Here is a 24,420-nt window from a genome sequence, read left to right as displayed (position 1 = left end):
CATCGTGGCGTCGAACGCCAAAACTGGCGACTGGTCGGGTGATCAGGCCCCGACGGGGGGCCAGCCTCGCCCCATGGCAATCACGTCAATACCCAGCGTCTGGTACGCCTGCATGCGTTGCTGCAGCACCCCCGGCAAATCGGCCAGCGCCAGCCGCTGCAGGCCAATCTGGCCATAAAAACGTTCCAGATGCCGGAACGGCAGCGACAGACAGGGTTCGTCGCCGATCAGCGGCAGCAGATGCCCCAATAGTTGCGAGCCAATACCGAGGCGTCGGTAGTCCGGCAGGACCTGCATGCCGCGCAGACAGCAAAAACCTGCCTCCGGGCACAGCCGTACAATCCCTACCAGCTGATCACCGCGCCTGGCCAGCAGAACCCGGTCATGGGGGGCAATCTCGGTGCCGGCATAGCCGCAGAGATCATAAAACGCCTGGGCTTCCTGGCGCTGGGCTGGCGTCGCCAGCCGGAAAGACATCAGATTCTGGTTCATGGCTGACGTAACACCTGGCAATCGTGATCCTGGACATCGCCCTCCGACGAAGCAAAGTCGCCATGCAGCAGGTCTGCTTTGTCGGTCAGCAGATAAAACCCTTCCGAGCCATCGGCAAAGCGGGCGCCGACAGCCGCCAGCGTCTGCTCGGCCATGCTTTGCTGCGCACCGGGCAGCGACGCAGCCAGCACCTTGAAGGGATTGAGTGTGCTCAGTGTGGCGTCATGCAGTAGGCGGACCTGATAGGCATGACCATTCAGTCCGCCCGGCAGGGGTTGCCATGCCGTACCCAGCGAGGGTGCCAACTCCGCCAGACGATGCTTGAGGGCCAGGCTGACGCAGGAAATATGGATGTGCAGCTGATTCTGGCTGCGTCCCGGCCGGGAATTGACGGTGAGGGCGACGTCCGTGCGGTCGATGGCCTGGCCGCGACGGCGAGCCATGGCGCTGCGCGCCTGCCAGGCTGCGGCAAAGTAATTGGGGGCGCTGTCGTTCAGTAGCCAGGGGGACTCGATGCCGCTGACTCTGGCCGTGGGCAACAGCAGGTATTGCAGCCAGCCATGCCGGTCCTTCAGCAAGGCGGTGCCCTGTGCTTCGCCCCGGCTCAGGTCGACGTTGTCGCAGGGGGCCGGGGGTTGCTGACCCTGCTGCTGACTCGGCACACATTGCTCGTGAACGATGCGCCACAAGGCATCGGGATCGGCGCAGGCGGCCAGTGGCAGGCAGCAGAGAAGGCAAATCAGCAGAGGGCGCAGGCGCAACAAGGTCATGTCTGGCTCCGGCGATGCGATGGGGCTGATTATTCAATCTGCCTTAGCGCTCGTCCAGCAATATTTGATTGGCCTGTGGTGCCGCCGCCCTGTCGCCGCCCAGCCACATGCCTTGTTGCCGGGCAAATTGCAGGACATGGTGTGCCAGCAGTTTGTGTGTGCGCGTCGTGGGGTGCAGCGTATCCCAAAACACATAGCGATCGGCCTCGATACAGTCAGCGCGCAGGGTTTGGCGAATGTTGTAGGGCAGCAGCGGATGCGCCGGCAGGTCGAGGCAGGATTGTGCCGTATTGTCCATCTCGTAATACCAGGGGCGGTCCAGCAAGTCATTGAACATGGCTTCGGTATCGAACAGGGTGATGTCGAGTGCCAGATGCCCCTGACGCAGCGTCTGTACCAGACCGGCCAGCTGGTGATTGAAGTCGCGTACCTGTTGGCGCAGCAGCAGGCGGTCACGATGCGCGGCCGCCGGTGTGCGACTCAGGTCCGGCAGATTCAGCAGCAGGAGATGCCGGGCACCGGCATCCGCCAGCGTCTGCAGTGCCTGTCGAATGGCGGCGATGCTCTCCGAGGGGGTGCGGCCATAGTTGAACAGGTCATTCGCCCCGATCAGCACGCTGAACAAGGATTGCTCCGCGCGATAATCGGGATCGGCCTGCATGTAGCCGCGCCACGAATCTACCTGTTGCACCAGGCCGGGAACCACCAGATGACGCTCTCCGGCGGCCCCGCCGACTGCCCAGTTATACAGCGGTAGTCCCAGCATGCGGGCCAGGTGTTCCACCCACACCGGCCCATTGCTGAAGCGGCCGATGAACCAGCTGTGCCTGTCCGGCATGATCCACTGCGAACCACTGAACAGGTTCTGAGTGTCAGAAAGGCTGTCGCCGAAACTGATCAGACGGTTAAAGCGCTGACCCGCCGCGAGCGGCAGCGCGGCTTCCCGGGTCCAGATGGTGTAGTTGTAAGAGGCCCGCTTGTCCGCTGCGGCCAGCATGACCAGCGGTCCCGGCTTGTGCTGGCGCGACAGCGTTGCCTGGCACGCCGCCTCCAGTGCCCCCGGTGTGCTGTTGCTGTAAAACATGCTGACCCAGCTGGGCTTGCCCTGGCGTACCCAGTGACCGTAGACCCGGTAATCGTTACCCGCGGGGTCCTGTGCCCAGACATAGCCGGTCTCCGGGTTCTGATTGCCGGCGACCTGTTTGTAGTAGCAGCGCAGAAAGGTATGGGTCTCGCCGGCCGGCAGCCGGGCGGACAGCAGCAGGAGGGACAGCCCGCACAGCAGTCGGGTCAGGATGGGCATGGTGGGCCGTCGCATCGGCAAGCCTCCTCAATCACAGGTTCCCTCTGGTTCAAACCGATGGGGCTTAAGCCTTGATGATGAATGGAGATGCCTGAACTGCCTGCCGGAACTTAGTCCAGTTTGCGACTGCCTATGGGTATGTTGTTACCTTTTTTTCATCTTTGATGATAATTGCGTAAGGAGATGTCGATGCAGCGACAAGCATTTCGTACCCTGGTCGAGCAAACCCGCCTGTGCTGGCTGGCCTCGGTCGATGTGCAGGGTCGGCCGATGGTGAGCCCCAAGGCCGTGTTTGCCCCGTACGGGGAGGCCGACCTGGTGATTGCCAATATTGCCTCGGCACAAACGGTCAACAACGTCCGGCACAATCAGCAAGCCAGTGTCAGTCTGCTCGATCAGAGCGGCCTGAGCGGCTTGCGTCTTCAGGGGCGTGCGCAACTGGTCGGTCCGGAGGATGCACGTTTTGCCGATGTCAGACGCCCCTTGCTGGCCAGAACCGCAGGCCAGTGGCCGATCGACAGCGTGATCCTGCTGCAGGTCAGCGAGGTGGCGCCGCTGGTCAGCCAGCCGGAAGGAACGGTGGGCGCGGACGGGCAGACCCATCCGCTCTGGCTGGAGTAAGGCTCAGGGCCCTTTCAGCACCAGCGGCAGACCGGCCAGCAGCATCACCACCTGCTGGCACTGCCGTGCCACCGCCTGATTCAGCCGACCGGCCTCATCGGCAAAGGTGCGTGATACTGCGCCCCAGGGAACGATCCCCATGCCGACTTCATTGCTGACCAGCAAGACCTCGCCCGGCAGTGTCGGCAGGACCTGCAGCAGGGCCTGGCGTTGTTCGCCAAAGCGTGCCGGCAAGGCAATCGGACCGACCTCCGGGTATGGCTGGTCACGGTCGAACAGCAGATTGCTCAGCCACAGCGTCAGGCAATCGACCAGCAGCAGATTGTCCGGCCGACTGTGGCGCTGCAGGGTGTCGGCCAGGGCCAGTGGCTCTTCCACGGTCAGCCAGTGCGCCGGTCGTTGTGCCCGATGCCGGGCAATGCGATCCGCCATCTCGACATCCCCGCTCTGGGATGTGGCGATATAGATCACCTCCTTGCCACTGGCCTGTGCCAGCGACTCGGCATGGGCACTTTTACCGGAGCGCGCCCCGCCCATGATCAAGGTGCAAGACATGGTTTCTCCCGGCCCAGCCAGTCGGATGACAGGGTGAGCATGGTGCCGTAGCCGATCTGGTGCATGCCCTGAGCCGCCGTTTCGGGTGGCAGCCCCTGGCTGAGTGCCAGCAACAGCCGGATCACGCCGGCATGACACACCAGGACGGCATCCCGGATACCGGCGTCCGCCAGGGTCTGGCAAAAGGACTGCAGCCGGCCGGTCATCTGCCAGAGGCTTTCGCCCCCGCCAGGCCGGTAATGCCGCAGATCCTGTGTCCAGGCGTCGACCTCAGCCGGATTGATATCCTGCCAGAGGCGGTTTTCCCAGCAGCCAAAATCCATTTCCATCAGGCGATCATCGTACAGCACCTGCCCGGGGGCCAGGACTTCGGCCAGCCGGGCACAACGCTGCAGCGGACTGCTATACAGGGGCACGCCTGCGGGCAGCGCTGCCCGCAGAGCCTGCCCTGCCTCTGTCAGGGCCTGATCGCTGACCCCGAGGTCACTGCGGCCATAACAGCGGCCGTCCGCCTGCTCGGGGCGAGGATGTCGAATCAACCACAGTGCCATACGCTTACTGGCACTGCTGGCTGACAGCGGCAGACTGGAAGGTCGCCATCTCGCGCATGAAATTCACCGCGGCCTGTACGATAGGCAGGGCCAGTGCCGCACCGGTGCCTTCGCCGAGGCGCAGGTCGAGGTGCAGCAACGGCTTGGCACCCAGTCTGGCCAGCATGCGCGCGTGGCCGTTCTCCTGCGACGCATGGGCGAACACGCAGTAGTCAAGAATGGCTGGTTCCATCTGTGACGCCACCAGCAGGGCGCTGCTGGTGATAAAACCATCGATCAGCAGCAGTTTGCGCATGGCAGCCGATTGCAGCATGGCGCCGGCCATCATGGCGATTTCAAACCCCCCGAAGGTGGCCAGCACGCTTTGCGGGTCGCACAGCTTGCCATGCCTGGCCACGGCAGCCTCGATCACCTTCTGCTTGTGCAGAATGCCCTCGCTGCTCAGTCCGGTGCCGGCACCGACGCAGTCGGCCACCGGTGAACCAGTCAGTACGTGCATCAGTGCCGCGGCTGCCGTGGTATTGCCGATCCCCATCTCACCGAAACCGATGACGTTGCCCGGGATGTCACGGGCCAGCGACATGCCGCGTTCCAGTGCCAGGGCACACTGCTCGGGCGTCATGGCTGCTTGCCGGGCAAAGTTGGCCGTGCCGGGGGCGACCTTGCGGTCGATCAGGCCATCACGCACGCCAAAATCATGGTTCACCCCGGCATCCACCACATGCAGGGCGCAGCCGGTCTGGCGCGCAAACACGTTGATGGCGGCGCCATTGGCCAGGAAGTTTTCCACCATCTGCCAAGTGACGTCCTGAGGATAGGCCGACACGCCTTCGGCCACGACACCGTGGTCGCCGGCAAAGACCAGGATGGCCGGCTGGTTCAGTTCAATTTCCACGCGCTGCTGGATCAGACCGAGCTGGCTGGCCAGTTCTTCCAGACGTCCCAGGCTGCCGATCGGCTTGGTCTTGTTGTCGATGGCTGCTTTGAGTCTTTCAGCCAGTCCCAGATCGTGGGTTGGTTTGATATAGGGGATCTGCATGTCTGCTCCTGAAGTTGTTATAAGGATCAATGAGGTAGTGCGGCCAACAGGCCAAGATAGAGGGCGACTTCGCTGACCTGCTGCACGGCGCCCAGGCAGTCGCCGGTGTAGCCGCCGATGCGGCGCACGAACAGTCGGGCCAGCCAGAGCGTGCTCACGGCGGCCAGCAACACAGCCAGCATCAGGGCCCGTGCCGGCAGACCGAGCCAGTGCGCCAGCCACAAGGCGGGCAACAGGCCGCTGAGCAGGGCCAGGGCAAAATCGCCATGACTCATGTGCTGTGCCACCGCGCGTGCTTTGCTGTCACCGCTGCGGGCATAGTCGAGGCGCCAGATCAGCAGGGTGGCCATGAAGCGGGAAACCGGATGGGCCAGCAGCAGGGCGGCCGGCAGCCCGCCTGCGGGCAGCTGGCTCAGGCTGACAAATTTCAGTCCGCAGATCAGCAGCATGCCGACCAGGCCGAAACTGCCGACGCAGGAGTCCTTCATGATCGCCAGCACCCGTTCGCGCTCCCAGCCCCCGCCAAAGCCGTCACAGACGTCGGCAAAACCATCTTCGTGCATGGCGCGGGTCAGATAGGTGCTGAAGGCCATCGACAGCACAATGGCGACCGGCAGGGGCAGCCAGTGTTGTGCCAGCAACAGGATGGCGCTGGTGAGGGCGCCGACCAGCAGACCGACCAGCGGGAAAAAACCGGCCGCGTGGCTCAGCCAGTTGCTGTCGAATCCTACCCAGCGCGGGATCGGGATGCAGGTAAAGAACTGCAGGGCAATGAAAAATCGGCGCAAAGGGTTCATCACGGCGTGGCCTCGCTCACGGCCGCGGACTGGAAGGTGGCCATCTCGCGCAGAAAATTCACGGCGGCCCGCACATAGGGCAGGGCCAGCGCGCAGCCCGTGGCCTCGCCCAGGCGCAGGTTCAGATGCAGCAGCGGCTCAACGCCGAGGAAAGACAGCATGCGTGCGTGGCCATGCTCATCCGAGCAATGAGAGAACACACAGTAGTCCAGCAGCGCCGGCTGCAGGCGCAGTGCCACCAGCAGGGCACTGGTGGCGATGAAACCATCGATCAGCACCACCTTGCGCAGCGCGGCAGCCTGCAGCATGCCGGCGGCCATCATGGCAATCTCAATGCCACCATAGCAGGCCATGATGTCCAGCGGGTCTGGCGGCCGTCCATGACGCGCCAGGGCACGTTCGATGACCTGCTGCTTGTGCGAGATGCCGGCGGCAGACAGCCCGGTGCCTGCCCCGACGCACTGTGCCAGCGGGATGTCGGTCATCAGGTGCATCAGCGCCGCCGACGGCGTGGTATTGCCAATGCCTTTTTCACCAAAGGCCACCACATTGCCGCAGAGGCCGGCCACCACTGCCATGGCTCGCTGCATGGCCAGCTCGCATTCCGCACGCGTCATGGCCGGCTCATGAACAAAATTGCGGCTGCCATGCCGCACCTTGCAGTCGATCAGGTCGGGGCGCGGCGCAAAATCATGGTCGACGCCGCCGTCAACGATGTGCACTTCGAAGCCATGTTGCCGCGCCAGCACACTGCTGGCGGCACCACCGGCCAGGAAGTTCTCCACCATCTGCCGGGTGACACAGGCGGGGTAGAGCGAAATCTTTTCCGCTGTCACGCCATGATCGGCAGCGTAAATCACCATGGCGGGCCGGGTGATCTGCACGTCGGTGGTCTGCTGGATCAGGCCGATCTGCCGTGCCAGGGTTTCCAGTTTGCCCAGGCTGCCGAGCGGCTTGGTCTTGTTGTCGATGGCGGCCTGAAGCCGGTTCGCCAGCTCAGGGTTGGCAATCGGCTCAATGAATGGAATCTGCATCAGTCAGTCCTGGGGCCGCCAAACAACCGGCTGGCAGCCAATGGGTTGGAGGGGAACCAGGCGTGCAGATAGCTCGCCAGGATCGGGCCATGTGCATAAACGGCCTCGCCCGCTTGCGTGCCACTGGCCCGGCGGGCATGCGTCAGCGGTGTCAGTGCCGTGTGCAGGCTGGAGTAGTGAAAGGTGTGACCGCGCAAAATCTGACCATCCAGCTCGACCTGCTGCAGCCCGAGTGCGGCCAGCCTTTGTCCCATGGTGGCATGACCGGGCAGCAGACCGAGCAGCATGCCGGACTGGCCATGACGGTCAGTGAGCCGGTCCAGCAGGTAGAGCATGCCGCCGCATTCCGCGTACAGGGGTTTGCCGGCCGTGACATGCTGTGCCAGAGCGGCCGCTGTGACGCGGCAGTCCGACAGGCGGGCGAGATGCAGTTCCGGATAACCGCCCGGCAGCCAGACCGCATCGCAGTCCGGCAGCGGTTGATCCGCCAGCGGCGAGAAGAATGACAGTTCGGCCCCCAAGGCCCGCAGACATTGCAGATTGGCTGGATAGAGGAAGGAAAAAGCCGCATCCCGCGCAATGGCGATGCGGCACCCCGTCAGGTGCGGCCGGATGGCCGGTTGTTCGACGGGGGCGAATGTCACGGCCGGCGGCAGCGCGGCCAGGCCGGTGTTCGCCATCTGTGCTGCCGCACGTTGCAGCCGGGCCTCCAGATCGGCGATTTCCTGCGCCTGCACCAGACCGAGATGCCGTTCCGGCAGGCCCATCTCGCTTTGCCGGGCGACATATCCCATGTAAGGGATAAAGGACGGTATGCCCTGTTGCAGCATTTCTGCGTGGCGCGCGCCGGCGACATGGTTGGCCAGCACGCCGTGAAAGCGCAGCGCCGGGCGCAGGCTGCTGAGGCCCAGGGCGATGGCCCCAAAGGTCTGTGCCATGCCGGCCGCGTCAATCACCGCCACCAGCGGCAAGCCGAAACGCTCCGCCAGGTCGGCCGACGAGGGCGTGCCGTCAAACAGCCCCATGCTGCCTTCCACCAGAATCAGATCCGCCTCGGCTGCCGCCTGGTAGAGTCTGGCACGACAATCGGCCTCGCCGGTCATCCACAGATCCAGCGATTCGACCGGGGCACCGGAGGCCTGCTCCAGCACGTAGGGGTCAAGAAAATCCGGGCCGACCTTGAACACCCGCACACGCCGACCCTGATCGCGGTGGTAGCGGGCCAGACCGGCCGTCAGCGTGGTCTTGCCCTGGTGCGAAGCCGGGGCCGTCATCATCAGGGCGGGGCAATGGCGCAGCATGTCAGAACTCCACCCCGGCCTGGGCTTTGATGCCCTGCTCGCGATAGGGGTGCTTGACCAGCCGCATCTCGCTCACCAGATCGGCGGCCTCGATCAGCGCCTCGGGTGCATGGCGGCCGGTGATGACCACATGCAGGCTGGCCGGTCGCGCCGCCAGCGTAGCCAGGACCTCGTCCAGCGGCAGGTACTGGTATTTGAGAATGACGTTCAGTTCATCCAGGATCAGCATGTCGTACTCGCCACTGGCGATCATCTCGCAGGCCTGTTGCCAGCCCTGACGAGCGGTAGCGATATCGGCCTCGCGATTCTGGGTGTTCCAGGTATAGCCCTCGCCCATGGTGTAAAAGTCGCAGTTGTCGAAACTGCCCAGTACATCGCGTTCGGCGGTATACAGCGCCCCCTTGATGAATTGCACGACCCCCAGTCGCATGCCATGCCCCACCGTACGCAGCCCCATGCCGAAGGCAGCGCTGGACTTGCCCTTGCCGGTGCCGGTATGCACGATCAGCAGGCCCTTTTCCTTGGTGGCGGCGGCCTTCTTCTTCTCAAAGCCGGCCTTGCGCCGCTGGGCCATGCGCAGATGATCATTCGGATCGGTCTTCATGCCGTGTTTCTCCTGTTTGCCTTAACGCCACACTGTGCCAGTCAGTTCTCGCAGACGTTCCACAATCGCCGGGCGGCTGGGGTGGTAGCCGATGAACACCAGCTGCGCCTGTCTGGCCGGCGCGGCCTGAGGGGCATGACTCAACTCGATGCGGGTACGCACACCCTGGATCAGCAGGCGACCTTCGCCACTGGCCGGCATGGCAAACCCCTTGATGCGCAGCAGGGGTTGCTCGCGTGCAATGGCGGCCACGGCAGCACGCAGTCGTTCGCCATCCTGGGCCTCCGGGCTCTTGATCATGAAAGACTGCCAGCCCGGGTCCTGCTCATGAAAATGCTTGTGTGTATTCAGTCCGTGGCTGTGTGCCGCCCCCCCGCCATGGCTGTGGCCATCCAGCAGGCGCTGGTCGGCCAGCGGGCGGAAGCCCGGGCCCGGCAGGCTGGCGATCGGGCCGAAGTGGCGCTGGCGGTCGGCACTGGCCTCGTGCAGGTGCAGTCCAAGCGTCAGCCGGGTGTCCAGTTTGGCCTGATAAGCCAGCTCGATGAAGCGGATGGACGGGGCCAGAGCCCGCACCCGGGTCTCGGCGGTCAGCAGGGCGTCATCATCCAGCTGGTCAATCTTGTTCAACACCACGATGTCAGCAAAGGCCAACTGCTGTTCGAACATGGCGCCCACCGCCTGCTGGCTGAACGCATCGGCCAGCAGCAGCGGGGTGTCCACCACCGCCAGCGTGGCATCCAGCACGAAATAGGGCGCGAGCTCCGGGCTTTGCAGCCGTTCCATTACCGCGCTGGGCAGGGCCAGACCGGAGGTCTCGATCAGCACATGATCGATCAGCGCCCGGCGTTGCCACAGCGCCTGCATGGCCGGCAGGAAGTCCTGATCATCGTCATAGGCCACCAGACCATTGGCCAGATCATGAATCTCCACCGCGCTGTCCTGATGATCGCGCAGCAGCGTGCCATCAATGGAAATCTCGCCAAACTCATTGACCAGAATCGCCAGTCGGCGACCGCGCGTGTCACGGATCAGATTGGACAGCAAGGTGGTCTTGCCGGCACCCAGAAAGCCGGTCACGACGGTTACCGGGATGCGCGGCTGACTCATGATGCCACCTCGCTCAGCACGGCTTCGATGCTGTCGAGTCGTTGCGGATAGTCGAGCTGCGGGCGCTCTACCACGATAAACGGAATACCCAGGCGGGCCGCTGCCTCGGCCTTGGCGCGATACCCGCCGGCCTCGCCCGATTCCTTGCTGACCACGCAGTCGATGCCCCAGTCACGCCACAGCGTTTCGTTGGCTTCGCGCGAGAACGGACCCTGCATGGCGCAGAGATGGCCGCGCGGCATCCCCAGGTCCAGGACGCGTTGCAATTGCTGTGGGTCGGGTGCCATGCGCAGGAACCACTGTTTGTCGCTGGCGCCCGGCGCCTGCACAAAACGGCCCAGATCCTTCGACCCGGTGGCAAGGAAAATCCGCGAGCCCAGCTGCATGGCACGTTGAGCCGCCTGATCCATGTCGGCGACGCGTTCGGCCGGGTACTCGTCCGTCAGGCTGGGGCGTTCAAAACGTACATAGCGCAGCGACAGTTGTTGCGACAACTCGATCAGTTGTGTGGACATCTCGCTGGCATAGGGGTGGGTGGCGTCGATGATGGCACGGGCCTGGCTCTGGCTCAGCAACTCGCGACGACGCTCCAGGCCGAGTCGGCCGGCCACCGTGGTGACGTTCGGGCAGTGCAGGGCCGCCTGTTCGGCGCCATATTCGCTGGCACTGGAGACCACCACCTGATGGCCGGCCTCGGCCAGCTGCCGGGCCAGGGCATTGCCATCGCTGGTGCCGGAGAAGACCCACAGCGCGCCGGACGGCAGCTCGGCTGCCTTGATGGTTTCCGGAGAGTCCTGCCAGTTGCCGTAACCACGCGGGGTGAAGATCCAGTCACGCTTGCGCTGGGTGAAGCGGTTGCCGATCACCAGCGAGGTGAACATGTCGAACTGGCGTGTCCGCAGTTCGGCCAGGGTGACGATCTCGTGGCTCTGGTCTTCGCGGTACGCGTTGCGCACGATGCCGCACAGCGTTTCGGGACGCTTGTGTTGCAGCATGATGTCCAGAATGCGGTAGACGCCTTCCTGACGCTGACGGCTCTGCACGTTGTAGAACACGCAGGCCAGATCGGCCTGGGCAATGTGGCTGGCACGGGTTTCGATCCAGCTCCACGGGCAAAGCAGGTCGGACAGGCTCAGGGTGGCGAAGTCATGCGACAGCGGCGACCCCAGGACCGAGGCGCAGGCATTGGCAGCGGAAATGCCTGGCACGACCTGCACGTCGAAAGTGTCGCTTTCCAGCATGTCTTCAAAGGCCAGCGTGGCCATGGCATACACGCCGATATCGCCACTGGACAGCAAGGCTACCGTGCGGCCCGCACGTGCCTGCTCCAGGGCCAGTTGTGCGCGGGCACGCTCCTGGGTCATCGGTGGCGTATGGATCTCCTTGCCTTCCACCCACGGGCGCACCCAGGTCAGGTACAGCTCATAGGACACGATGACCTCGCTGGCCGCCAGGGCCTCGCGCACCATCGGCGGAATCAGTTGTGCCGTGCCCGGACCGACCGAGACCAGATAGAGTTTGCCGCTCATGCGTCAGCTTCCTTGTGAAAATAATCTTCAACGACTGCGACGGTGACACCGTCGCAGGCTGTTTTGGGGACAATGAGTTGCCCGCGCGGGCAGGCAATCAGGGCGCAGGGTTCGCAAACGCCATCGACACCGACGTTCTGCCGCACCCAGTCGGAGGCAATGCCGGTCCAGCCGCGAGCTGCCACATCAGCCCGTGCAATCACCCGCAGGGGCAGCTGGTGCTGCGCACAAAAGGCCAGCAGGCCGGGTTCATCGGCCTTGAGGTCGATGGTCGCGACTTCGCGTACTTCCGTCAGGGATCGCGGACCCAGCGCGTGCCGGACGGCAGCCTCAATCTCGTCCTGGCGTTTGCCGCGTCTGCAGCCGATGCCGAGCGTCAGCGGCTTCAGCGCCTCACTGGCGGTGGTGACCACCGGGGTGGCGCCGCACAGACGCGCCACGCGGTAGGCCAGCGCATTGGCACCGCCTTCATGGCCGCACAGCAGGGCAATGGCGAAGCGTGCCGCCTCGTCCAGCACCACCACGGCCGGATCGCTCAACTTGCTGGCCGGCAGACCGTCCAGATAGCGCACGGCAATGCCACTGGCCATCACCAGAATCCAGCGACGGTGCTGTGACCACGTGGCCTGGAACTGAACCTTGGCGGACAGCTCGCCCGGCGCCAGCCAGGGGCGGTACAACACCCCGTCGAGTGCCTGGGCCAGGTGCCGGCCGAGCGCCTCGCCTTCCGGCCGGACCAGCCAGATGCCCAGTTCGCTCACGCCGGGTTTTCCTCGGTTTTGGCGGCCTTTTTGGCCTTGCGTTCTTCGCTGTCGCGGAAGATATGCGTGTAGCCGGCAGAGTACAGGCAGGATTCGACCCCGCCTTCATTGGAGAGCGCCGGACCGACCAGCAGCAGGGTGGTCAGCAACCAGTCCTTTTGCTTGATCTCGCCCAGCAGTTTGCCCAGCGTACTGCGATGCAGGCGCTGATCGGGCCAGCTGGCCCGATGCACCAGAGCGACCGGGGTGTCGTCCGGGTAGTGCTTCTGCAGGTCGGCAATGGTGTCCTTCAGCCGCTGACCGGAGAGGAAAATGCACATGGTGGCGTGGTGGGCGGCAAAGCGATCGATCGACTCCAGTTCCGGCACCGCCGAGGCACGGCCGGAAACCCGGGTGAGAATGATCGACTGCGACACTTCCGGCTTGGTCAGCTCGCTGCCCAGGGCGGCGGCAGCGGCGGTAAACGAAGACACGCCCGGCACGATTTCATACTCGATGCCCAGCTTTTCCAGCCGGCGCATCTGTTCGGCGGTGGCGCCGTAAATCGCCGGATCACCCGAGTGCAGGCGGACGACGTCCAGATTGGCGTCGCGGGCACGTTCATAGCAGGCTTGCTGCTCGTCGAGCGACAGTTCTGCGGTGTCGAGCAGTTCGGCATCCGGCCGGCAGTGCTGCAGCATATCGCGCGGCACCAGCGAGCCGGCATACAGCACCATGGCAACCTGGCCCAGCAGGCGCGCGCCGCGCAGGGTGATCAGATCGGCAGCGCCGGGACCGGCGCCAATGAAATAGACTTTCATAGATGTCTCTTTTCTCGCGCCGTACGGCGGATCAACAGGGTAGACAGGTAACCGACGGCATCGCTGGCATCCAGCTGATCGACGCGCTCGCACAACACCTCATCGGCCAGACCGATGCGGCGTGCATAGGCGCAGTGCTCGGCAATGCCCATGCGTGTCAGCAAGGCCAGTACATCGTGCAGACGTTTGCCGATCTTCATCAGGATCACGATGTCGTGGCTCTCGATATCGGCCTGCAAGGCAGCCATATCGTCCGGGCAGGGCAGGATCAGCATGCGCTCCTTGCCCTCGCCCAGCGGCCAGGACAGCGCCGAAGCGGTGGCGGCAAAACTGGTAATGCCGGGCCAGGTGCGGTATTCAGCCTGCGGCAGCAGATCACGCACCGCCGCCAGCAGGTAGCCGTAGGTGGAATAGGTCATGGCATCGCCGATGGTCAGATAGGCCACGGTAAGGCCCCGGCGCAGATCTTCGGCGACCGTCTGCGCCAGTTCGCCATAGTGCCGGGCCAGTACGCTGCGGTCCGGATCCATGTTGAACTCGATCTCGCGGAAGCGGCTCGGGTCAATGTCCAGACCGGCCAGGCACTGGCGGGCAATGGAAATGTCGCTCGAGCGGGCGCGCGGCAGAATGATGATGTCGGCCTGTCTCAGGTCGTTGAGCGCGGCCACCGCCATCAGGCCGGGCGTGCCTGGGCCGACGCCGATGCCGATGAATCGTCCGGGTTTCTGGCTCATGCGGCTTCTCCCAGCGGGGTGCCATCCATGCTGAACAGCCGGACCTGCAATTGATCCACGCTGGGGACGCGTGGATGCATCAACCCGGCCAGATGGCCTTCCAGCGCCTGCCAGAAGGCCTGTGCACGCGGGTCGGGCTGCAAAATCTGAATCACATTTTCCACGGTATTGGCTTTCTCGATCTGTAAAACAATCTCGGGTTCGAAGCCGAAGCGGGCGGCGAACTGGGCCACGCCCTGCATGGCCATCGGGCTCTTGCTGGAGTGGGTATCCCAACTGCCGTCGAGCAGCTTGGCCAGCTTGCCGGGGTGGCCCAGCACCCACAGGGTGTCGAGGCGTGCCGACTGCTCTTGCAGGATGGCTTCGGTATGGTCGAGCGAATCGCCCATGAAATTGGCGATCTGCACCACCTGATGTTTGGCGAGCTGCAGGGTCTCGGCGGCAAAGCCGCGACCGATCTTGCCCGGTGTGAGGGCAATGGCCGGCGGGGGGCTGTCTCCCAGTGCCACCCGGATATACACCTCAATGGAGGCGATCCATGCGGCCAGCGACATCGGCTCGACAATGCCGCTGGTGCCGAGAATCGAAATGCCCCCGACAATGCCCAGCAGCGGATTGAAGGTGCGCCGGGCGATGCGTGCCCCGTCGATACAGCCGATGGCCAGATCGAAACCAGGGTCGGGGCGGCCGGCCAGGACTTCATCGACTGCCAGCCGCATCATCTGCCTCGGTACGGGGTTGATGGCTGCCTCGCCGGGCGGGATGCGCAGCCCCGGCGCCGTGACGGTGCCAACCCCCTCGGCGGCCAGATAGCGCAACTGACCGCTGTCGTTGCGTCGCACTTCGGCAAAAATGGTGGCGCCCTGCGTGGTGTCCGGGTCATCCCCGGCGTACTTGATCACTTCGGCGCGCGCCATGCCCCCCTTGACGGGCCAGACCTTGTCCACCGGCACGTCGAGATAGAAATCCGGATCGGGCAGGCTGATTTCGACCGATGACACCAGCCGGCCATCCAGCAATTGCAGCAGGGCCGCCTTGACGGCCGCCGTGGCGCAACTGCCGGTGGTGCGGCCGCGCATCAGCCCGTTGGGGGCCGGTACGCTCAGGTCGAAGGCGCGGCGTGCGGTCATTGCGCCTGCTTCTCCCGGTAGACATGCTCGATGCCGGCAATCATCAGGGCGTTGACCACGGTCGCGGCCCAGGGGGAGCCGCCACGGGTGCCGCTATTGGTAATGCGCGGGACCTGCATCAGCTTCTTCAGGGCGTCCTTGCATTCGCGCGTGCCGACAAAGCCGACCGGCAGACCGACCACCAGCTGCGGGCGCCAGCCCTGTTCGCGTACCAGGCGAACCACTTCCATGATGGCGGTCGGCGCATCACCGATGGCCACCACCACATCGTTGCCGAATTTTTGCCAGGCGCGGCGAATGCCGGCCGCCGAACGGGTCAGGCCATGTGCCTCGGCCAGCAGGCGGGTTTCTTCGTCATGCACACCGCACCAGGTTTCCACGCCCAGCTGCTTGAGTACGGCACGTTTCAGGCCGGTCTCCACCATGGTGACGTCGGTGACGATGCGCTGACAGCGCAGCAGGGCGCGCATGCCGATGTCGGCGGCGCCCGGAGAGAAGAACATCTCGTCGACGCAGCTGAAGTCGCCGGTGGTATGCACCAGACGCTTGAGCGCCAGGTGCTGATCTGGCGGAAATGCTGACCAGTCACGCCCTTCGGTGATGATGCGCATGCTCTCGGCTTCGATCGGGTGCGGCTGGTAGGCCGGCCACTCGCTTGCGGTGAGCACGGCATCAGCACGGACCTTGAGGTGGTGTGCCTGCTGCGGCAGGCCGACTTTGCTCTCGAAACCGACAATGCGGGTGCGGTACTGGCACAGCGAGCAATTCATGTTGGCTTCGCCGCGCAGCCCCTGTTCGGCCCGCTCCAGCAGCACGTCGGCGACCAGTGCATGGGCGCCGAGATAGCCGGCTTTCAATACCTCGATCTCGTCATGGCGTTGCGCCAGATCGTCCGCCGCACTGTAGATGCGCTTGACCAGCACACCGTCAAACAGGAAATAGGGCAGCACGATCAGGCGGCGGCAGCCCAGCCGGGCAGCACTTTGCAGGCCGTCGGCCACCAGCGGGCTGGCGGTGCCGGAGTAGCAGACAAAGGCGGCACCAAAGCCCATGCCTTCCTGCAGCATGCGTGCCAGCTTGTGCACATCCCCATTGGCATCCGGGTCCGAGGTGCCGCGGCCGACCACCACCAGGCAGGTATCAGCCCGTGCCACGGTGGCCGGACTGTCGCCTTCGGCACGAATAATCCGCTCGCGGCAGACCTCCAGCAGCTTAGGGTGCAGATTCATGGTGGCGGCAAACTGGAAGCTGACCTCCGGGTGCGTGTTTTGCAATGCCGCCAGCTCGGCCGGCAGGTCGTTCTTGGCATGCATGGCCGCCAGCAGTACCGCCGGTGTCATGACGATGCGGCGTGCGCCCTGGGCAATCAGGCGTTCGGCAGCCTGGCCGATGGTGGGCTCGGCAAACTCCAGGAAGCCATGGGCCAGGGCCGGATGGCGCTGCTGCATCAGGTGACTGAGCTGGTTGAACTCGTCGATGCCGTCCGGGTCACGGCTGCCGTGCCCGGCCAGCAGCACGGCAAAATCGTCTGCCGGGTTCATGCCACGACCTCCGGCGCCGGTTCGATCTGGCTGGCCATCGGGGTCTTGCAGCGAATCAGCATGATGCTCATGTCGGAGCAGCGGTGTTCGGCACATTCGGCCAGCGTGCCATGCCACTCGGCTTCATTGCGCGTCAGATTTTCCCAGACTTCGGTTTTGAGTGTCGGGTCGATGCCTTGTGCAATCAGATAAGCAGCGATGTGCCAGGGCATGAAGGAGCGCGCCTCGTCCCACGGGCAGGGGATCACGATGGCGTTGCGCTCGTCCTGCAGCACGTGAACCAGATGGCGCTTGAACGGTTCGAGGTCGCCGCGACGGTGCAGGGTGATGAAGCTGGTTTCGTCGAAGCAGACCTTGGCGCGCGAGGCCAGTACCTGGGCCGAGGTGATGCCCGGCATGGTTTCGACCGGGTGCCCGCAGGCGCGCTCGACTCGCTCGAGGTACTGGAAGCCGCTGAAATGGATATCACCCATAAACACCACGACGCAGCGCTTGCCGGCATGGTGCATGGCCGCGACCTTGTCCAGCTGTGCCACCTGATCGCGGTAGCCCATCTGCACCACTTCGGCGCTGGCCGGAATCAGCGGACGCACCACGTCGATGACCGCATTGAAGCCGGCCACGACGTCTGCGTTAGCCAGCAGTTCTGCGGAACGGCGGGGCAGGTAACCAATATCGCCGGGACCGGCGCCGATACAGATAATCATGTCAATTCCTCGAGTTGCTGCAATGACGTTGTGAATTCGCTGTGTGCCAGGCTGACGGTTCGACCAATAATCAGCAGCGCCGGGCTGCCGATGCCGCGCTGTTCGACGGCGCGGGCCAGCTGGCCGAGTGGCGCCAGCGCCTGGCGCTGCTCGGGGCGGGTGCCGTATTGAATGGCGGCGGCCGGCATGTCGGCCGTCATGCCGCCGGCGATCAGGCGCTGGCTGATGTGGGCCAGATTGTTCAATCCCATGTAGACCACCAGCGTCATGCCGCTTTGCGCCAGGACGGCCCAGTCCGGCTCGTCGCCGTCCTTGTGGCTGTGGCCCGAGACAAAGGTCACGCCATGGACAAAATGGCGGTGGGTCAGCGGTATGCCGAGCGTGGCCGGCACGGCGCTGCCCGAGGTGATGCCGCTGATGATCTCGACTTCAATGCCGGCGGCCAGCAGGGTCTGCATTTCTTCGCCGCCGCGCCCGAAGATGAACGGGTCGCCGCCCTTGACCCGGGCGACCTGCCGGCCGGCCTGCGCCGCCTGCAGCAGCAGGGCCTCGATCTCGTGCTGGGCAGCGGAGTGCGCACCACAGCGCTTGCCGACATGAATCACTTCCACATTCGGTGCGGCAAACTGCAAGACCTCCGGATTGGCCAGATCGTCGATCAGGATCAGGTCGGCCTGACCCAGCCGGCGGACCGCCTTGAGCGTCAACAGTTCCACGTCGCCGGGGCCGGCGCCGATCAAAAATACCTTGCCCTTCATCGGCCAAGCCTTTCGCGAATCGTTAATGTCAGGTGCTCGCCGGACAATTCGTCCAGCGCCAGATAGTCGGCCTGCAGGGCCTCGGCCAGTTGCCGGGCTTGTCCCAGCCGCACAAAGCCGCTTTCCGTGTCCAGCACCAGCGTGGCATGACCCTCATCGGCCAGTTGGCGGGCGAAGGTCAGGGCCTCGCGCCACGGATCCTGACCTTCGTTCAGCGCGACATTGGCGCGGCCGTCGGACAGGATGACCAGCAGCGGGGCGATCTGCTCACTGTGTCGGGCCAGAACGTCGCCGGCCAGCGCCAGTGCCTGTGGCAGGGGGGTGCGTCCGCCGGTCGGCAGGTTTTCCAGCGCTGCGTGTGCCTGCTCGACCTGGCGCGTCGGTGCCAGCACCAGTTCGGCCTGGCGACCGCGGAAGGCAATCACCCCGACCTGATCCCGGCGCTGATAGGCATCGGAGAGCAAGCTGAGCACGCAGCTCTTGACCGCGGCCATGCGCTGCTCGGCTGCCATGGAGCCGGAGGCGTCGACCACCAGCAGGATCAGGTTGCCCTGCTGGCCAACCCGTTCCTTGCGGTGCAGATCGGCGCGGGTGACGGAAAAATGCTGCGCGTCGCGCATCAGGGCGTGACGCAAGGTGGCATCCAGTGCCAGTTGGCTCGGCTGGCTGTCCGGCACGGCGCGCACATACTGACCGTGGCGGCTGTGCTCGGCCTGGCTGCGTCGCCCGGCCGCGCTGCTGCGTGTCTGGCTGTCGACCTGCAGGTGGCCGATTTCCCGTGGCGGGGCTGCGGCAATCAGCGTGGTGTCCTGGTCGTCGTTTGGCGATTCGCCGCTCTGGTCTTCTTGCGGTTTTTCGGCGGTCTGCTCGCCCTCGGGAGGTTGTCCCGCTGGTGGGGGTGACTGCTGTTGGCGCGTCAGTTGCTCCAGCTTGTCCTGATCCATGCCGGTCTGCTCAAACGGCTTGTGGCGGCGCCGGTGCGGCAAGACCAGCAAGGCGGCATCTCGCACGTCCTCCGCGCGTACTTCGTCGCGCCCGTCCAGTGCTGCCAGCGCACGGGAGGCCTTGTACAGCACGATATCGGCACGCAGGCTGGCCACTTCAAATTCGCAGCACAGCTGGCTGATAAAGCCGAGCAGGTTGTCAGACAGGCGGGTTTGGGGCAGCCGGTCCCGGGCGACGGCGATGGCCTGCTGCAGTTGCCGGCTTTCGGCCTGCCATTGCTGCTCGAAGGCCAGCGGATCGGCTTCAAAGGCCAGGCGGCGGCGTACCACCTCCGTGCGTTCGGCCGGATCTTTCGCTGCGCTGACATCCACCATCAGGCCGAAGCGATCGAGCAACTGCGGACGCAGATTGCCTTCTTCCGGGTTCATGGTGCCGATCAGGCTGATGCGGGCCGGGTGACTCAGCGACAGGCCTTCGCGCTCGACGGTGTTGCTGCCCATGGCGGCGACATCCAGCAGCACATCCACCAGGTGGTCGGCCAGCAGGTTGACTTCGTCGATATACAGGATGCCGCGGTGTGCCGCTGCCAGCAGCCCCGGCTTGAAGGCCTGACGGCCGTTCTGCAGGGCCGCTTCGAAATCCAGGCTGCCGAGCACCCGGTCTTCGGTGGCGCCCAGCGGCAGGTTGACGAAGGGGGCCGGGCTTTCCTGTGGCACATGGTCGGTGCCCTGGCACACCGGGCAGTGCGCCAGCGGGTGTTGCGGATCACAGTTGTAGCCACAGCCCGGGGTACGGGCGATATGCGGCAACAGGGCGGCCAGGCCGCGCGCAGCGGTACTCTTGGCGCTGCCTTTGTCGCCGCGGATCAGCACGCCACCCAGTGTCGGGTCGACGGCACACAGCAGCAGCGCCTGTTTCAGCTGCTGCTGACCGACGATGGCGGCAAAGGGGTAAATCTGCTTCATGATCGCGATTCTCCGCGTGCTTCCAGCCAGGCTTCGCTCTGCAGGTGCAGGGCGCGCAGGCGGGCCAGGGTGTCGGCATCCGGTTCGGCCCACAGCTGGCGTTCCGCCGCTTCCAGCAGACGCTCGGTGATGGCATTCATCGCCCAGGGATTGTTGTCGGCAAAGAACTGTTGCATGTCGGCGTCCAGCGCATAGCGTTCTGCCAGCGTCTGGTAGACCCAGTCGTCGACCACGTGGGCGGTGGCGTCGTAGCCGAACAGGTAGTCGACGGTCGCGGTCAGCTCCAGACCGCCTTTGTAGCCATGCTTCTGGATGCTGGCGATCCACTTGGGGTTGACCACCCGGCTGCGGAACACCCGCAGGACTTCCTGCTTCAGACCGCGCACCGCCGGGTTATCCGGGTTGTGACTGTCGCCGAACTCCTGCCGGGGCTGACGGCCGCTCAGGCTGCGGATGGTGGCGATCATGCCGCCGTGGTATTGCAGATAGTCGTCGCTATCGAAAATGTCGTGCTCGCGGTTGTCCTGGTTGTGCAGCGCCACTTCAGTGCCGGCCAGACGATGGCGCAAGGCATCGCGGGCATCGCAGCCATTGTGCTGGCGGCTGTAACCATAGCCGCCCCAGTTGATGTAGGCGCTGGCAAAGTCGTGCTCGTCCTGCCAGTTCTGCTGCTGGATCAGTGGCAGAATGCCGGCGCCATAGGTGCCGGGTTTGGAGCCGAAGACCCGCAGCAGGGCCTGGGCCTCGGTCTGCTGGCCGAGAATCTGCTGTGTCAGATCCTGCAGATAGTGCTTGCGCAGGAAATTCTGTTCGACCGGCTCGTCCAGCCTTGCCACGGTTTCCACCGCCTGATCCACCAGATGGATCAGGTGCGGGAAGGCGTCGCGGAAAAAGCCGCTGATACGCACGGTGACGTCGATGCGCGGGCGGCCCAGTTCGGTCAGCGGGATGACCTCAATACCCTGTACGCGACGGCTCTCGGCCTGCCAGACCGGGCGTACGCCGAGCAGGGCCAGGATTTCGGCAATGTCATCGCCGTGGGTGCGCATGGCGCTGGTGCCCCAGACGCTGATGCTGACGGATTCGGGCAGCTTGCCGGTCTCCTGCTGGTGGCGGGCAATGACTTCGCGTGCCAGCTCGGCGCCGATTTTCCATGAGGCCTGCGACGGCAGACTGCGCGGGTCGACCGAATAGAAATTGCGACCGGTCGGCAGGACATGAGCCATGCCGCGTGTTGGCGCGCCGCTGGGTCCGGCCGGCACGTAGCCGCCAGCCAGACCGTGCAGCAGGTTGTCGATTTCCTCGCGGGTGCGTGCCAGGTCCGGTACCAGTTGGCTGCACAGATAGTCCAGTACGCTGAGTAATGCAGGATCCGGTGCCATGCCGGGCAGCGCGGCGGCGATGCAGGCAGGGATGGCTTCGCGGGCAAAGTGATGGCTGGCCAGTCCGGCTACCAGCTGACGCGACAAGGCGGCAATCGCTTCCAGCGCATCGGCATGGGTGACCAGTGGTCGTGGACTCAGACTGGCGAGCCGGGCTGGTACCGTTTCCAGACGACGACCCTTGTCTTGTTCCAGGGCGGCCGGGTCCAGGCCGAGGGCGCGTGTCACGCTGCCGGGCAAGGAAGGAATCTGCAGATTGGCCAGTCGGGTCAGGGCGCACAGCATGTCGATCAGCGCTTCGCCCTGCGGGGCCTGGCCGAGAATGTGCAGACCGTCGCGAATCTGTGCCGCACCCAGTTCGCACAAATAGCCATCAATGTCTTCGATCAGGTGCGCGACATCGACTCCGTCCATGCCGGCCAGGGTCTTCGGGACGCCGTGCTCGTCCGGTGTGTCGTCCCAGTGGTGATCGTGATCATGGTGATGGTGGTCACCATGGTCATGGTCATGATCGTGGGGGTGCGGGTGGCCATGGTGATGGCCGTGAGCAGCGTGCGGTTTGCCCGCCGGACGGTAGTGGGCCGCCCCCTTGACCGGGGTGCGGTAGCCGCTGCTGGCTGCGGTGGCGGGCCTGAGCGGCGGGTGGGCATGGTCATGATCGTGGTCATGACCATGCGCCAGCATGGCGCCCAGGTCAGCATCCAGCTTGGCCTCCTTGATCAGATCCCAGATCTGCTGCTGCAGGATCGGCAGCTTGGATGGGTCCAGCATTTCCACCTGGTAGTACTCGTCGACCAGCTGAGTCAGCTGTGCCAGCGGTCCATAGGTGTCTGCCGTGGTCATCGGTGGCGTCAGATGGTCGATGATGACGGCGTGGGCGCGGCGCTTGGCCTGCGAGCCTTCGCCCGGATCATTCAGGATGAAGGGATAAAACAGCGGCATGTCACCCAGAACGGCATCGGGGAAGCAGTCTTGTGACAGACCTACGCCTTTGCCGGGCAGCCATTCCAGCGTGCCGTGCTTGCCGACATGCACGATGGCATCAGCCTGCCATTCGTCGCGCAGCCAGCAATACAGAGCGTAGTAGTGGTGGGTCGGCGGCAGGTCCGGGGTGTGATAGATGGCATCCGGATCCATGCCGTAGCCGCGCGGCGGTTGCAGGGCGACAAAGGCATTGCCGAACTGCATGCCCGAGAAGTAAAGCTGCTCCTGATGCACATAGGCCGTACCGGGGGCCTCACCCCAGCGCTGGTTCATGCGTTGTTGCAGCGAGGCGGGCAGTTCGGCGAACCATGCTGCGTAGCGTGCCGCCGGCACCCGCGCAATCGCCTGCATCATCTGGGTACTGGTCAGGTAGTCCTGGTCGTAGGCTCCCCGGTCAATCAGCTGGTGCATCAGGCTGGTGCTGTCTGCCGGCAGTCCCTCGACCTGATAGCCATGGGTCTGCATGGCTTGCAGGATGGCCCAGAGCGAGGCGGGGGAGTCCAGGCCGACGGCATTGCCGATCTGTGCCGCCTTGCTATTGGAGTTGGTGAAGATGAAGGCGATGCGTTTCTCGTGCGCCGGGGTGGTGCGCAGCCTGACCTGACGTGCCACGATGCCGGCCAGACGGCGGACCCGGTCGGGCACCGGGGCATAGCTGGTTTCGCTGCTGGCCTGATCGGCATGCGCCTCCTTGAAGGAAACCGGCACGCTGATCAGTCGGCCGTCAAACTCCGGCAGTGCCACGTTCATGGCGGTGTCCAGCGGGTTGAGGCCGCGGTCGGCTGCGAGCCACTGCGCCTCGGTCATATTGCTGGTGATGGCTTGCAATACCGGCACATCCAGTTGCTCAAATGCGCTCACCGACCAGCCTGCCTGGGTCGCACCGTCAGGGTTGACTTCGCCGATGGCAAAGGAGGTGGTGTTGACCAGCGCCTCGATCGGCTCGGCCAGCAGATCATTGAGCGCCGCCGGCAGTCCTTGCTCGCCCGGCGTGCGCAGCGAGGCGGTAAACAGTGGCAGGGTGTTCAGCTGGCGCTCGTGCAGGGCATCGATCAGGGCATCGACAAAGCGGGTATTGCCGGACAGCCAGTGGGCGCGATAGAACACCAGGCCGACGGTCGGCCATTGGGGGTTGCGGATGGCGCGCCAGTCATCCAGCGTTGCCAGGGCGCCCAGTTCCGGATGGTACAGGCCGTGGTCCGGCAACGTGAGCGGCTCGGCATAGCCATGACCGGTCATCAGCAGGCGGTCGGAGAGACAGCGCAGCATGTGAGCCAGATTGTCGCTGCCGCCAGCCTGCAGATAAGCGTTGATTTCCTGTTGCAGCCCGTGGCCGACATTGCACAGGGCGGTCAGGTCCGGGTCGGGCTCGCCGGTGCCGCTGATGATCACCAGATGGTGATGGTGCTGGCGGATATGGGTCAGCAACAGGTCGAAGCCGGCGATGGCTTCGGCGCGGCCCAGGACGCGTACCACGAAGACGCTGGTGTCGCGCAAAGGGCCGTTCAGCAACTGCTGCATGGCCTCAGCACTGTCGATGGCTTGCAGGTTGATGCCGTTGACGGCGACAAAGTCGGCGGGCAGCGGGGCGCGCAGCAGGGCGGACAGATCAGTGCCGGCGTGGCTCAGCAGGGCAATGCCGTGACTCATGCCACACCTTCGGCAGCATGGACGGACAGGAAATGGTAGCGGTGCATCGGCGCCCTCGGATGACGTTGTGTCGTCGAGAGCGAGGGCAGCAGTCTGGGGAGAATGGTCCGGTCTGCATGCTTGTCCACCAGTACACCCCGACTGGTTCTAGCTCACGTCGACAAGTCTGACGGCCGGTCTCCTGGCTCGCGCGTCATCGCCTTGAATCGCCTTCCCGGTCGGATGCCCGGTGGCAGTGGATTCAGACTCTTCGCTTACAGTTGCGGGGGCAGCTGCGGCATTGAACCGCATTCCCGTTTCACCCGTTGCAACACGGGCACCGTCATGTAAAGGGCGAATATTACGTGATGAATGGGTAAC

The 24,420-nt window shown here is 64.6% G+C and carries 22 protein-coding genes and 1 riboswitch; of the genes, 1 reads left to right on the top strand and 21 read right to left on the bottom strand.

The features are described from left to right. Positions 1–42: 42 nt before the first annotated feature. Genes JNO51_RS08755 through JNO51_RS08745 form a run of 3 tightly spaced genes read right to left on the bottom strand, consistent with a single transcriptional unit; the run spans position 43 to position 2,580 of the window. Positions 43–492: a GNAT family N-acetyltransferase gene (locus tag JNO51_RS08755; protein WP_215776121.1), complete on the bottom strand. Its 450-nt coding sequence runs from the start codon at positions 490–492 to the stop codon at positions 43–45. Continuing rightward, the gene (locus tag JNO51_RS08750; RefSeq protein ID WP_215776118.1) at positions 489–1,262 is read right to left on the bottom strand and encodes a CDP-diacylglycerol diphosphatase; all 774 of its coding nucleotides are present in this window, start codon (positions 1,260–1,262) and stop codon (positions 489–491) included. The genes JNO51_RS08755 and JNO51_RS08750 overlap by 4 nt, the downstream gene beginning before the upstream one ends. Positions 1,263–1,305: 43 nt before the next feature. Beyond that, positions 1,306–2,580, bottom strand: a complete 1,275-nt coding sequence (locus tag JNO51_RS08745) for an SGNH/GDSL hydrolase family protein (protein WP_215776116.1) — start codon at positions 2,578–2,580, stop codon at positions 1,306–1,308. 174 nt (positions 2,581–2,754) lie between these two features. Between JNO51_RS08745 and JNO51_RS08740 the strand changes: the two genes are divergently transcribed. After that, the gene (locus JNO51_RS08740; RefSeq protein ID WP_215776113.1) at positions 2,755–3,186 is read left to right on the top strand and encodes a pyridoxamine 5'-phosphate oxidase family protein; all 432 of its coding nucleotides are present in this window, start codon (positions 2,755–2,757) and stop codon (positions 3,184–3,186) included. A 3-nt stretch (positions 3,187–3,189) separates the two neighbouring features. Here the strand turns inward: JNO51_RS08740 and cobU are convergent, their stop codons facing one another. Genes cobU through JNO51_RS08650 form a run of 18 tightly spaced genes read right to left on the bottom strand, consistent with a single transcriptional unit; the run spans position 3,190 to position 24,060 of the window. Further along, on the bottom strand, positions 3,190–3,741 hold the full coding sequence (gene cobU, locus JNO51_RS08735; RefSeq protein ID WP_215776111.1) for a bifunctional adenosylcobinamide kinase/adenosylcobinamide-phosphate guanylyltransferase: 552 nt from the start codon (positions 3,739–3,741) through the stop codon (positions 3,190–3,192). Next, positions 3,726–4,292: a histidine phosphatase family protein gene (locus JNO51_RS08730; protein ID WP_215776107.1), complete on the bottom strand. Its 567-nt coding sequence runs from the start codon at positions 4,290–4,292 to the stop codon at positions 3,726–3,728. The genes cobU and JNO51_RS08730 overlap by 16 nt, the downstream gene beginning before the upstream one ends. 4 nt (positions 4,293–4,296) lie before the next feature. After that, positions 4,297–5,331: a nicotinate-nucleotide--dimethylbenzimidazole phosphoribosyltransferase gene (cobT, locus tag JNO51_RS08725; protein ID WP_215776104.1), complete on the bottom strand. Its 1,035-nt coding sequence runs from the start codon at positions 5,329–5,331 to the stop codon at positions 4,297–4,299. Between the two features lie 26 nt (positions 5,332–5,357). Continuing rightward, a complete protein-coding gene (locus tag JNO51_RS08720) occupies positions 5,358–6,128 on the bottom strand; it encodes an adenosylcobinamide-GDP ribazoletransferase (protein WP_215776101.1) in 771 nt (256 codons plus the stop codon). Beyond that, entirely contained in the window at positions 6,128–7,162 is a 1,035-nt protein-coding gene (cobT, locus tag JNO51_RS08715; protein ID WP_215776100.1) for a nicotinate-nucleotide--dimethylbenzimidazole phosphoribosyltransferase, read from the bottom strand. Before cobT (JNO51_RS08715) ends, JNO51_RS08720 begins: the two co-directional genes overlap by 1 nt. Next, positions 7,162–8,463 (bottom strand): cobyrinate a,c-diamide synthase, encoded by a 1,302-nt coding sequence (locus JNO51_RS08710; RefSeq protein ID WP_215776098.1) that lies wholly within the window; start codon positions 8,461–8,463, stop codon positions 7,162–7,164. Before JNO51_RS08710 ends, cobT (JNO51_RS08715) begins: the two co-directional genes overlap by 1 nt. A 1-nt stretch (position 8,464) precedes the next feature. After that, the gene (cobO, locus tag JNO51_RS08705) at positions 8,465–9,067 is read right to left on the bottom strand and encodes a cob(I)yrinic acid a,c-diamide adenosyltransferase (protein ID WP_215776096.1); all 603 of its coding nucleotides are present in this window, start codon (positions 9,065–9,067) and stop codon (positions 8,465–8,467) included. A 21-nt stretch (positions 9,068–9,088) separates the two neighbouring features. After that, a complete protein-coding gene (locus JNO51_RS08700; RefSeq protein WP_215776093.1) occupies positions 9,089–10,174 on the bottom strand; it encodes a GTP-binding protein in 1,086 nt (361 codons plus the stop codon). Continuing rightward, a complete protein-coding gene (gene cobJ, locus JNO51_RS08695) occupies positions 10,171–11,703 on the bottom strand; it encodes a precorrin-3B C(17)-methyltransferase (RefSeq protein WP_215776091.1) in 1,533 nt (510 codons plus the stop codon). Before cobJ ends, JNO51_RS08700 begins: the two co-directional genes overlap by 4 nt. Then, entirely contained in the window at positions 11,700–12,464 is a 765-nt protein-coding gene (locus JNO51_RS08690) for a cobalamin biosynthesis protein (RefSeq protein WP_215776088.1), read from the bottom strand. The genes cobJ and JNO51_RS08690 overlap by 4 nt, the downstream gene beginning before the upstream one ends. Then, positions 12,461–13,264 carry a precorrin-4 C(11)-methyltransferase gene (gene cobM, locus JNO51_RS08685; protein WP_215782613.1) on the bottom strand — a complete coding sequence of 268 codons (804 nt, stop codon included), beginning with the start codon at positions 13,262–13,264 and terminating at the stop codon, positions 12,461–12,463. Before cobM ends, JNO51_RS08690 begins: the two co-directional genes overlap by 4 nt. Continuing rightward, entirely contained in the window at positions 13,261–13,998 is a 738-nt protein-coding gene (cobI, locus tag JNO51_RS08680) for a precorrin-2 C(20)-methyltransferase (protein WP_215782612.1), read from the bottom strand. Before cobI ends, cobM begins: the two co-directional genes overlap by 4 nt. Further along, on the bottom strand, positions 13,995–15,128 hold the full coding sequence (cbiD, locus tag JNO51_RS08675; protein ID WP_215782611.1) for a cobalt-precorrin-5B (C(1))-methyltransferase CbiD: 1,134 nt from the start codon (positions 15,126–15,128) through the stop codon (positions 13,995–13,997). The genes cobI and cbiD overlap by 4 nt, the downstream gene beginning before the upstream one ends. Then, complete coding sequence (locus JNO51_RS08670) at positions 15,125–16,669, bottom strand: precorrin-8X methylmutase (RefSeq protein WP_215782610.1); 1,545 nt, start codon at positions 16,667–16,669, stop codon at positions 15,125–15,127. Before JNO51_RS08670 ends, cbiD begins: the two co-directional genes overlap by 4 nt. Further along, the gene (locus JNO51_RS08665; protein ID WP_215782609.1) at positions 16,666–17,376 is read right to left on the bottom strand and encodes a cobalt-precorrin-7 (C(5))-methyltransferase; all 711 of its coding nucleotides are present in this window, start codon (positions 17,374–17,376) and stop codon (positions 16,666–16,668) included. Before JNO51_RS08665 ends, JNO51_RS08670 begins: the two co-directional genes overlap by 4 nt. Next, positions 17,373–18,134, bottom strand: coding sequence for a uroporphyrinogen-III C-methyltransferase (cobA, locus tag JNO51_RS08660; RefSeq protein WP_215782608.1), 762 nt, complete (start codon positions 18,132–18,134; stop codon positions 17,373–17,375). The genes JNO51_RS08665 and cobA overlap by 4 nt, the downstream gene beginning before the upstream one ends. Further along, on the bottom strand, positions 18,131–20,044 hold the full coding sequence (locus JNO51_RS08655) for a putative cobaltochelatase (protein WP_215782607.1): 1,914 nt from the start codon (positions 20,042–20,044) through the stop codon (positions 18,131–18,133). The genes cobA and JNO51_RS08655 overlap by 4 nt, the downstream gene beginning before the upstream one ends. Next, entirely contained in the window at positions 20,041–24,060 is a 4,020-nt protein-coding gene (locus JNO51_RS08650) for a cobaltochelatase subunit CobN (protein ID WP_215782606.1), read from the bottom strand. The genes JNO51_RS08655 and JNO51_RS08650 overlap by 4 nt, the downstream gene beginning before the upstream one ends. 153 nt (positions 24,061–24,213) lie before the next feature. After that, positions 24,214–24,399: riboswitch (cobalamin riboswitch) on the bottom strand. Positions 24,400–24,420 lie beyond the last annotated feature (21 nt).

The sequence above is a fragment of the Paludibacterium sp. B53371 genome, assembly GCF_018802765.1.
In the GTDB taxonomy this organism is placed as follows: Bacteria; Pseudomonadota; Gammaproteobacteria; order Burkholderiales; family Chromobacteriaceae; genus Paludibacterium.
The sequence above is the reverse complement of the archived record's forward strand: the minus strand, read 5'-3'. Positions and strand labels throughout refer to the sequence as shown.

Excerpts from the sequence above, each read along its gene's own strand:
- JNO51_RS08730 (WP_215776107.1), bottom strand. The coding sequence starts at position 4,292 with ATGGCACTGTGGTTGATTCGACATCCTCGCCCCGAGCAGGCGGACGGC.
- cobM (WP_215782613.1), bottom strand. The coding sequence starts at position 13,264 with ATGAAAGTCTATTTCATTGGCGCCGGTCCCGGCGCTGCCGATCTGATC.
- JNO51_RS08740 (WP_215776113.1), top strand. The coding sequence starts at position 2,755 with ATGCAGCGACAAGCATTTCGTACCCTGGTCGAGCAAACCCGCCTGTGC.
- JNO51_RS08750 (WP_215776118.1), bottom strand. The coding sequence starts at position 1,262 with ATGACCTTGTTGCGCCTGCGCCCTCTGCTGATTTGCCTTCTCTGCTGC.
- JNO51_RS08700 (WP_215776093.1), bottom strand. The coding sequence starts at position 10,174 with ATGAGTCAGCCGCGCATCCCGGTAACCGTCGTGACCGGCTTTCTGGGT.
- cobT (WP_215776100.1), bottom strand. The coding sequence starts at position 7,162 with ATGCAGATTCCATTCATTGAGCCGATTGCCAACCCTGAGCTGGCGAAC.
- cobO (WP_215776096.1), bottom strand. The coding sequence starts at position 9,067 with ATGAAGACCGATCCGAATGATCATCTGCGCATGGCCCAGCGGCGCAAG.
- cobA (WP_215782608.1), bottom strand. The coding sequence starts at position 18,134 with ATGAAGGGCAAGGTATTTTTGATCGGCGCCGGCCCCGGCGACGTGGAA.
- cobJ (WP_215776091.1), bottom strand. The coding sequence starts at position 11,703 with ATGAGCGGCAAACTCTATCTGGTCTCGGTCGGTCCGGGCACGGCACAA.
- JNO51_RS08710 (WP_215776098.1), bottom strand. The coding sequence starts at position 8,463 with ATGCTGCGCCATTGCCCCGCCCTGATGATGACGGCCCCGGCTTCGCAC.
- JNO51_RS08655 (WP_215782607.1), bottom strand. The coding sequence starts at position 20,044 with ATGAAGCAGATTTACCCCTTTGCCGCCATCGTCGGTCAGCAGCAGCTG.
- JNO51_RS08670 (WP_215782610.1), bottom strand. The coding sequence starts at position 16,669 with ATGAACCCGGCAGACGATTTTGCCGTGCTGCTGGCCGGGCACGGCAGC.
- cobU (WP_215776111.1), bottom strand. The coding sequence starts at position 3,741 with ATGTCTTGCACCTTGATCATGGGCGGGGCGCGCTCCGGTAAAAGTGCC.
- cobT (WP_215776104.1), bottom strand. The coding sequence starts at position 5,331 with ATGCAGATCCCCTATATCAAACCAACCCACGATCTGGGACTGGCTGAA.
- cbiD (WP_215782611.1), bottom strand. The coding sequence starts at position 15,128 with ATGACCGCACGCCGCGCCTTCGACCTGAGCGTACCGGCCCCCAACGGG.
- JNO51_RS08650 (WP_215782606.1), bottom strand. The coding sequence starts at position 24,060 with ATGAGTCACGGCATTGCCCTGCTGAGCCACGCCGGCACTGATCTGTCC.
- JNO51_RS08665 (WP_215782609.1), bottom strand. The coding sequence starts at position 17,376 with ATGATTATCTGTATCGGCGCCGGTCCCGGCGATATTGGTTACCTGCCC.
- JNO51_RS08755 (WP_215776121.1), bottom strand. The coding sequence starts at position 492 with ATGAACCAGAATCTGATGTCTTTCCGGCTGGCGACGCCAGCCCAGCGC.
- cobI (WP_215782612.1), bottom strand. The coding sequence starts at position 13,998 with ATGAGCCAGAAACCCGGACGATTCATCGGCATCGGCGTCGGCCCAGGC.
- JNO51_RS08745 (WP_215776116.1), bottom strand. The coding sequence starts at position 2,580 with ATGCGACGGCCCACCATGCCCATCCTGACCCGACTGCTGTGCGGGCTG.
- JNO51_RS08720 (WP_215776101.1), bottom strand. The coding sequence starts at position 6,128 with ATGAACCCTTTGCGCCGATTTTTCATTGCCCTGCAGTTCTTTACCTGC.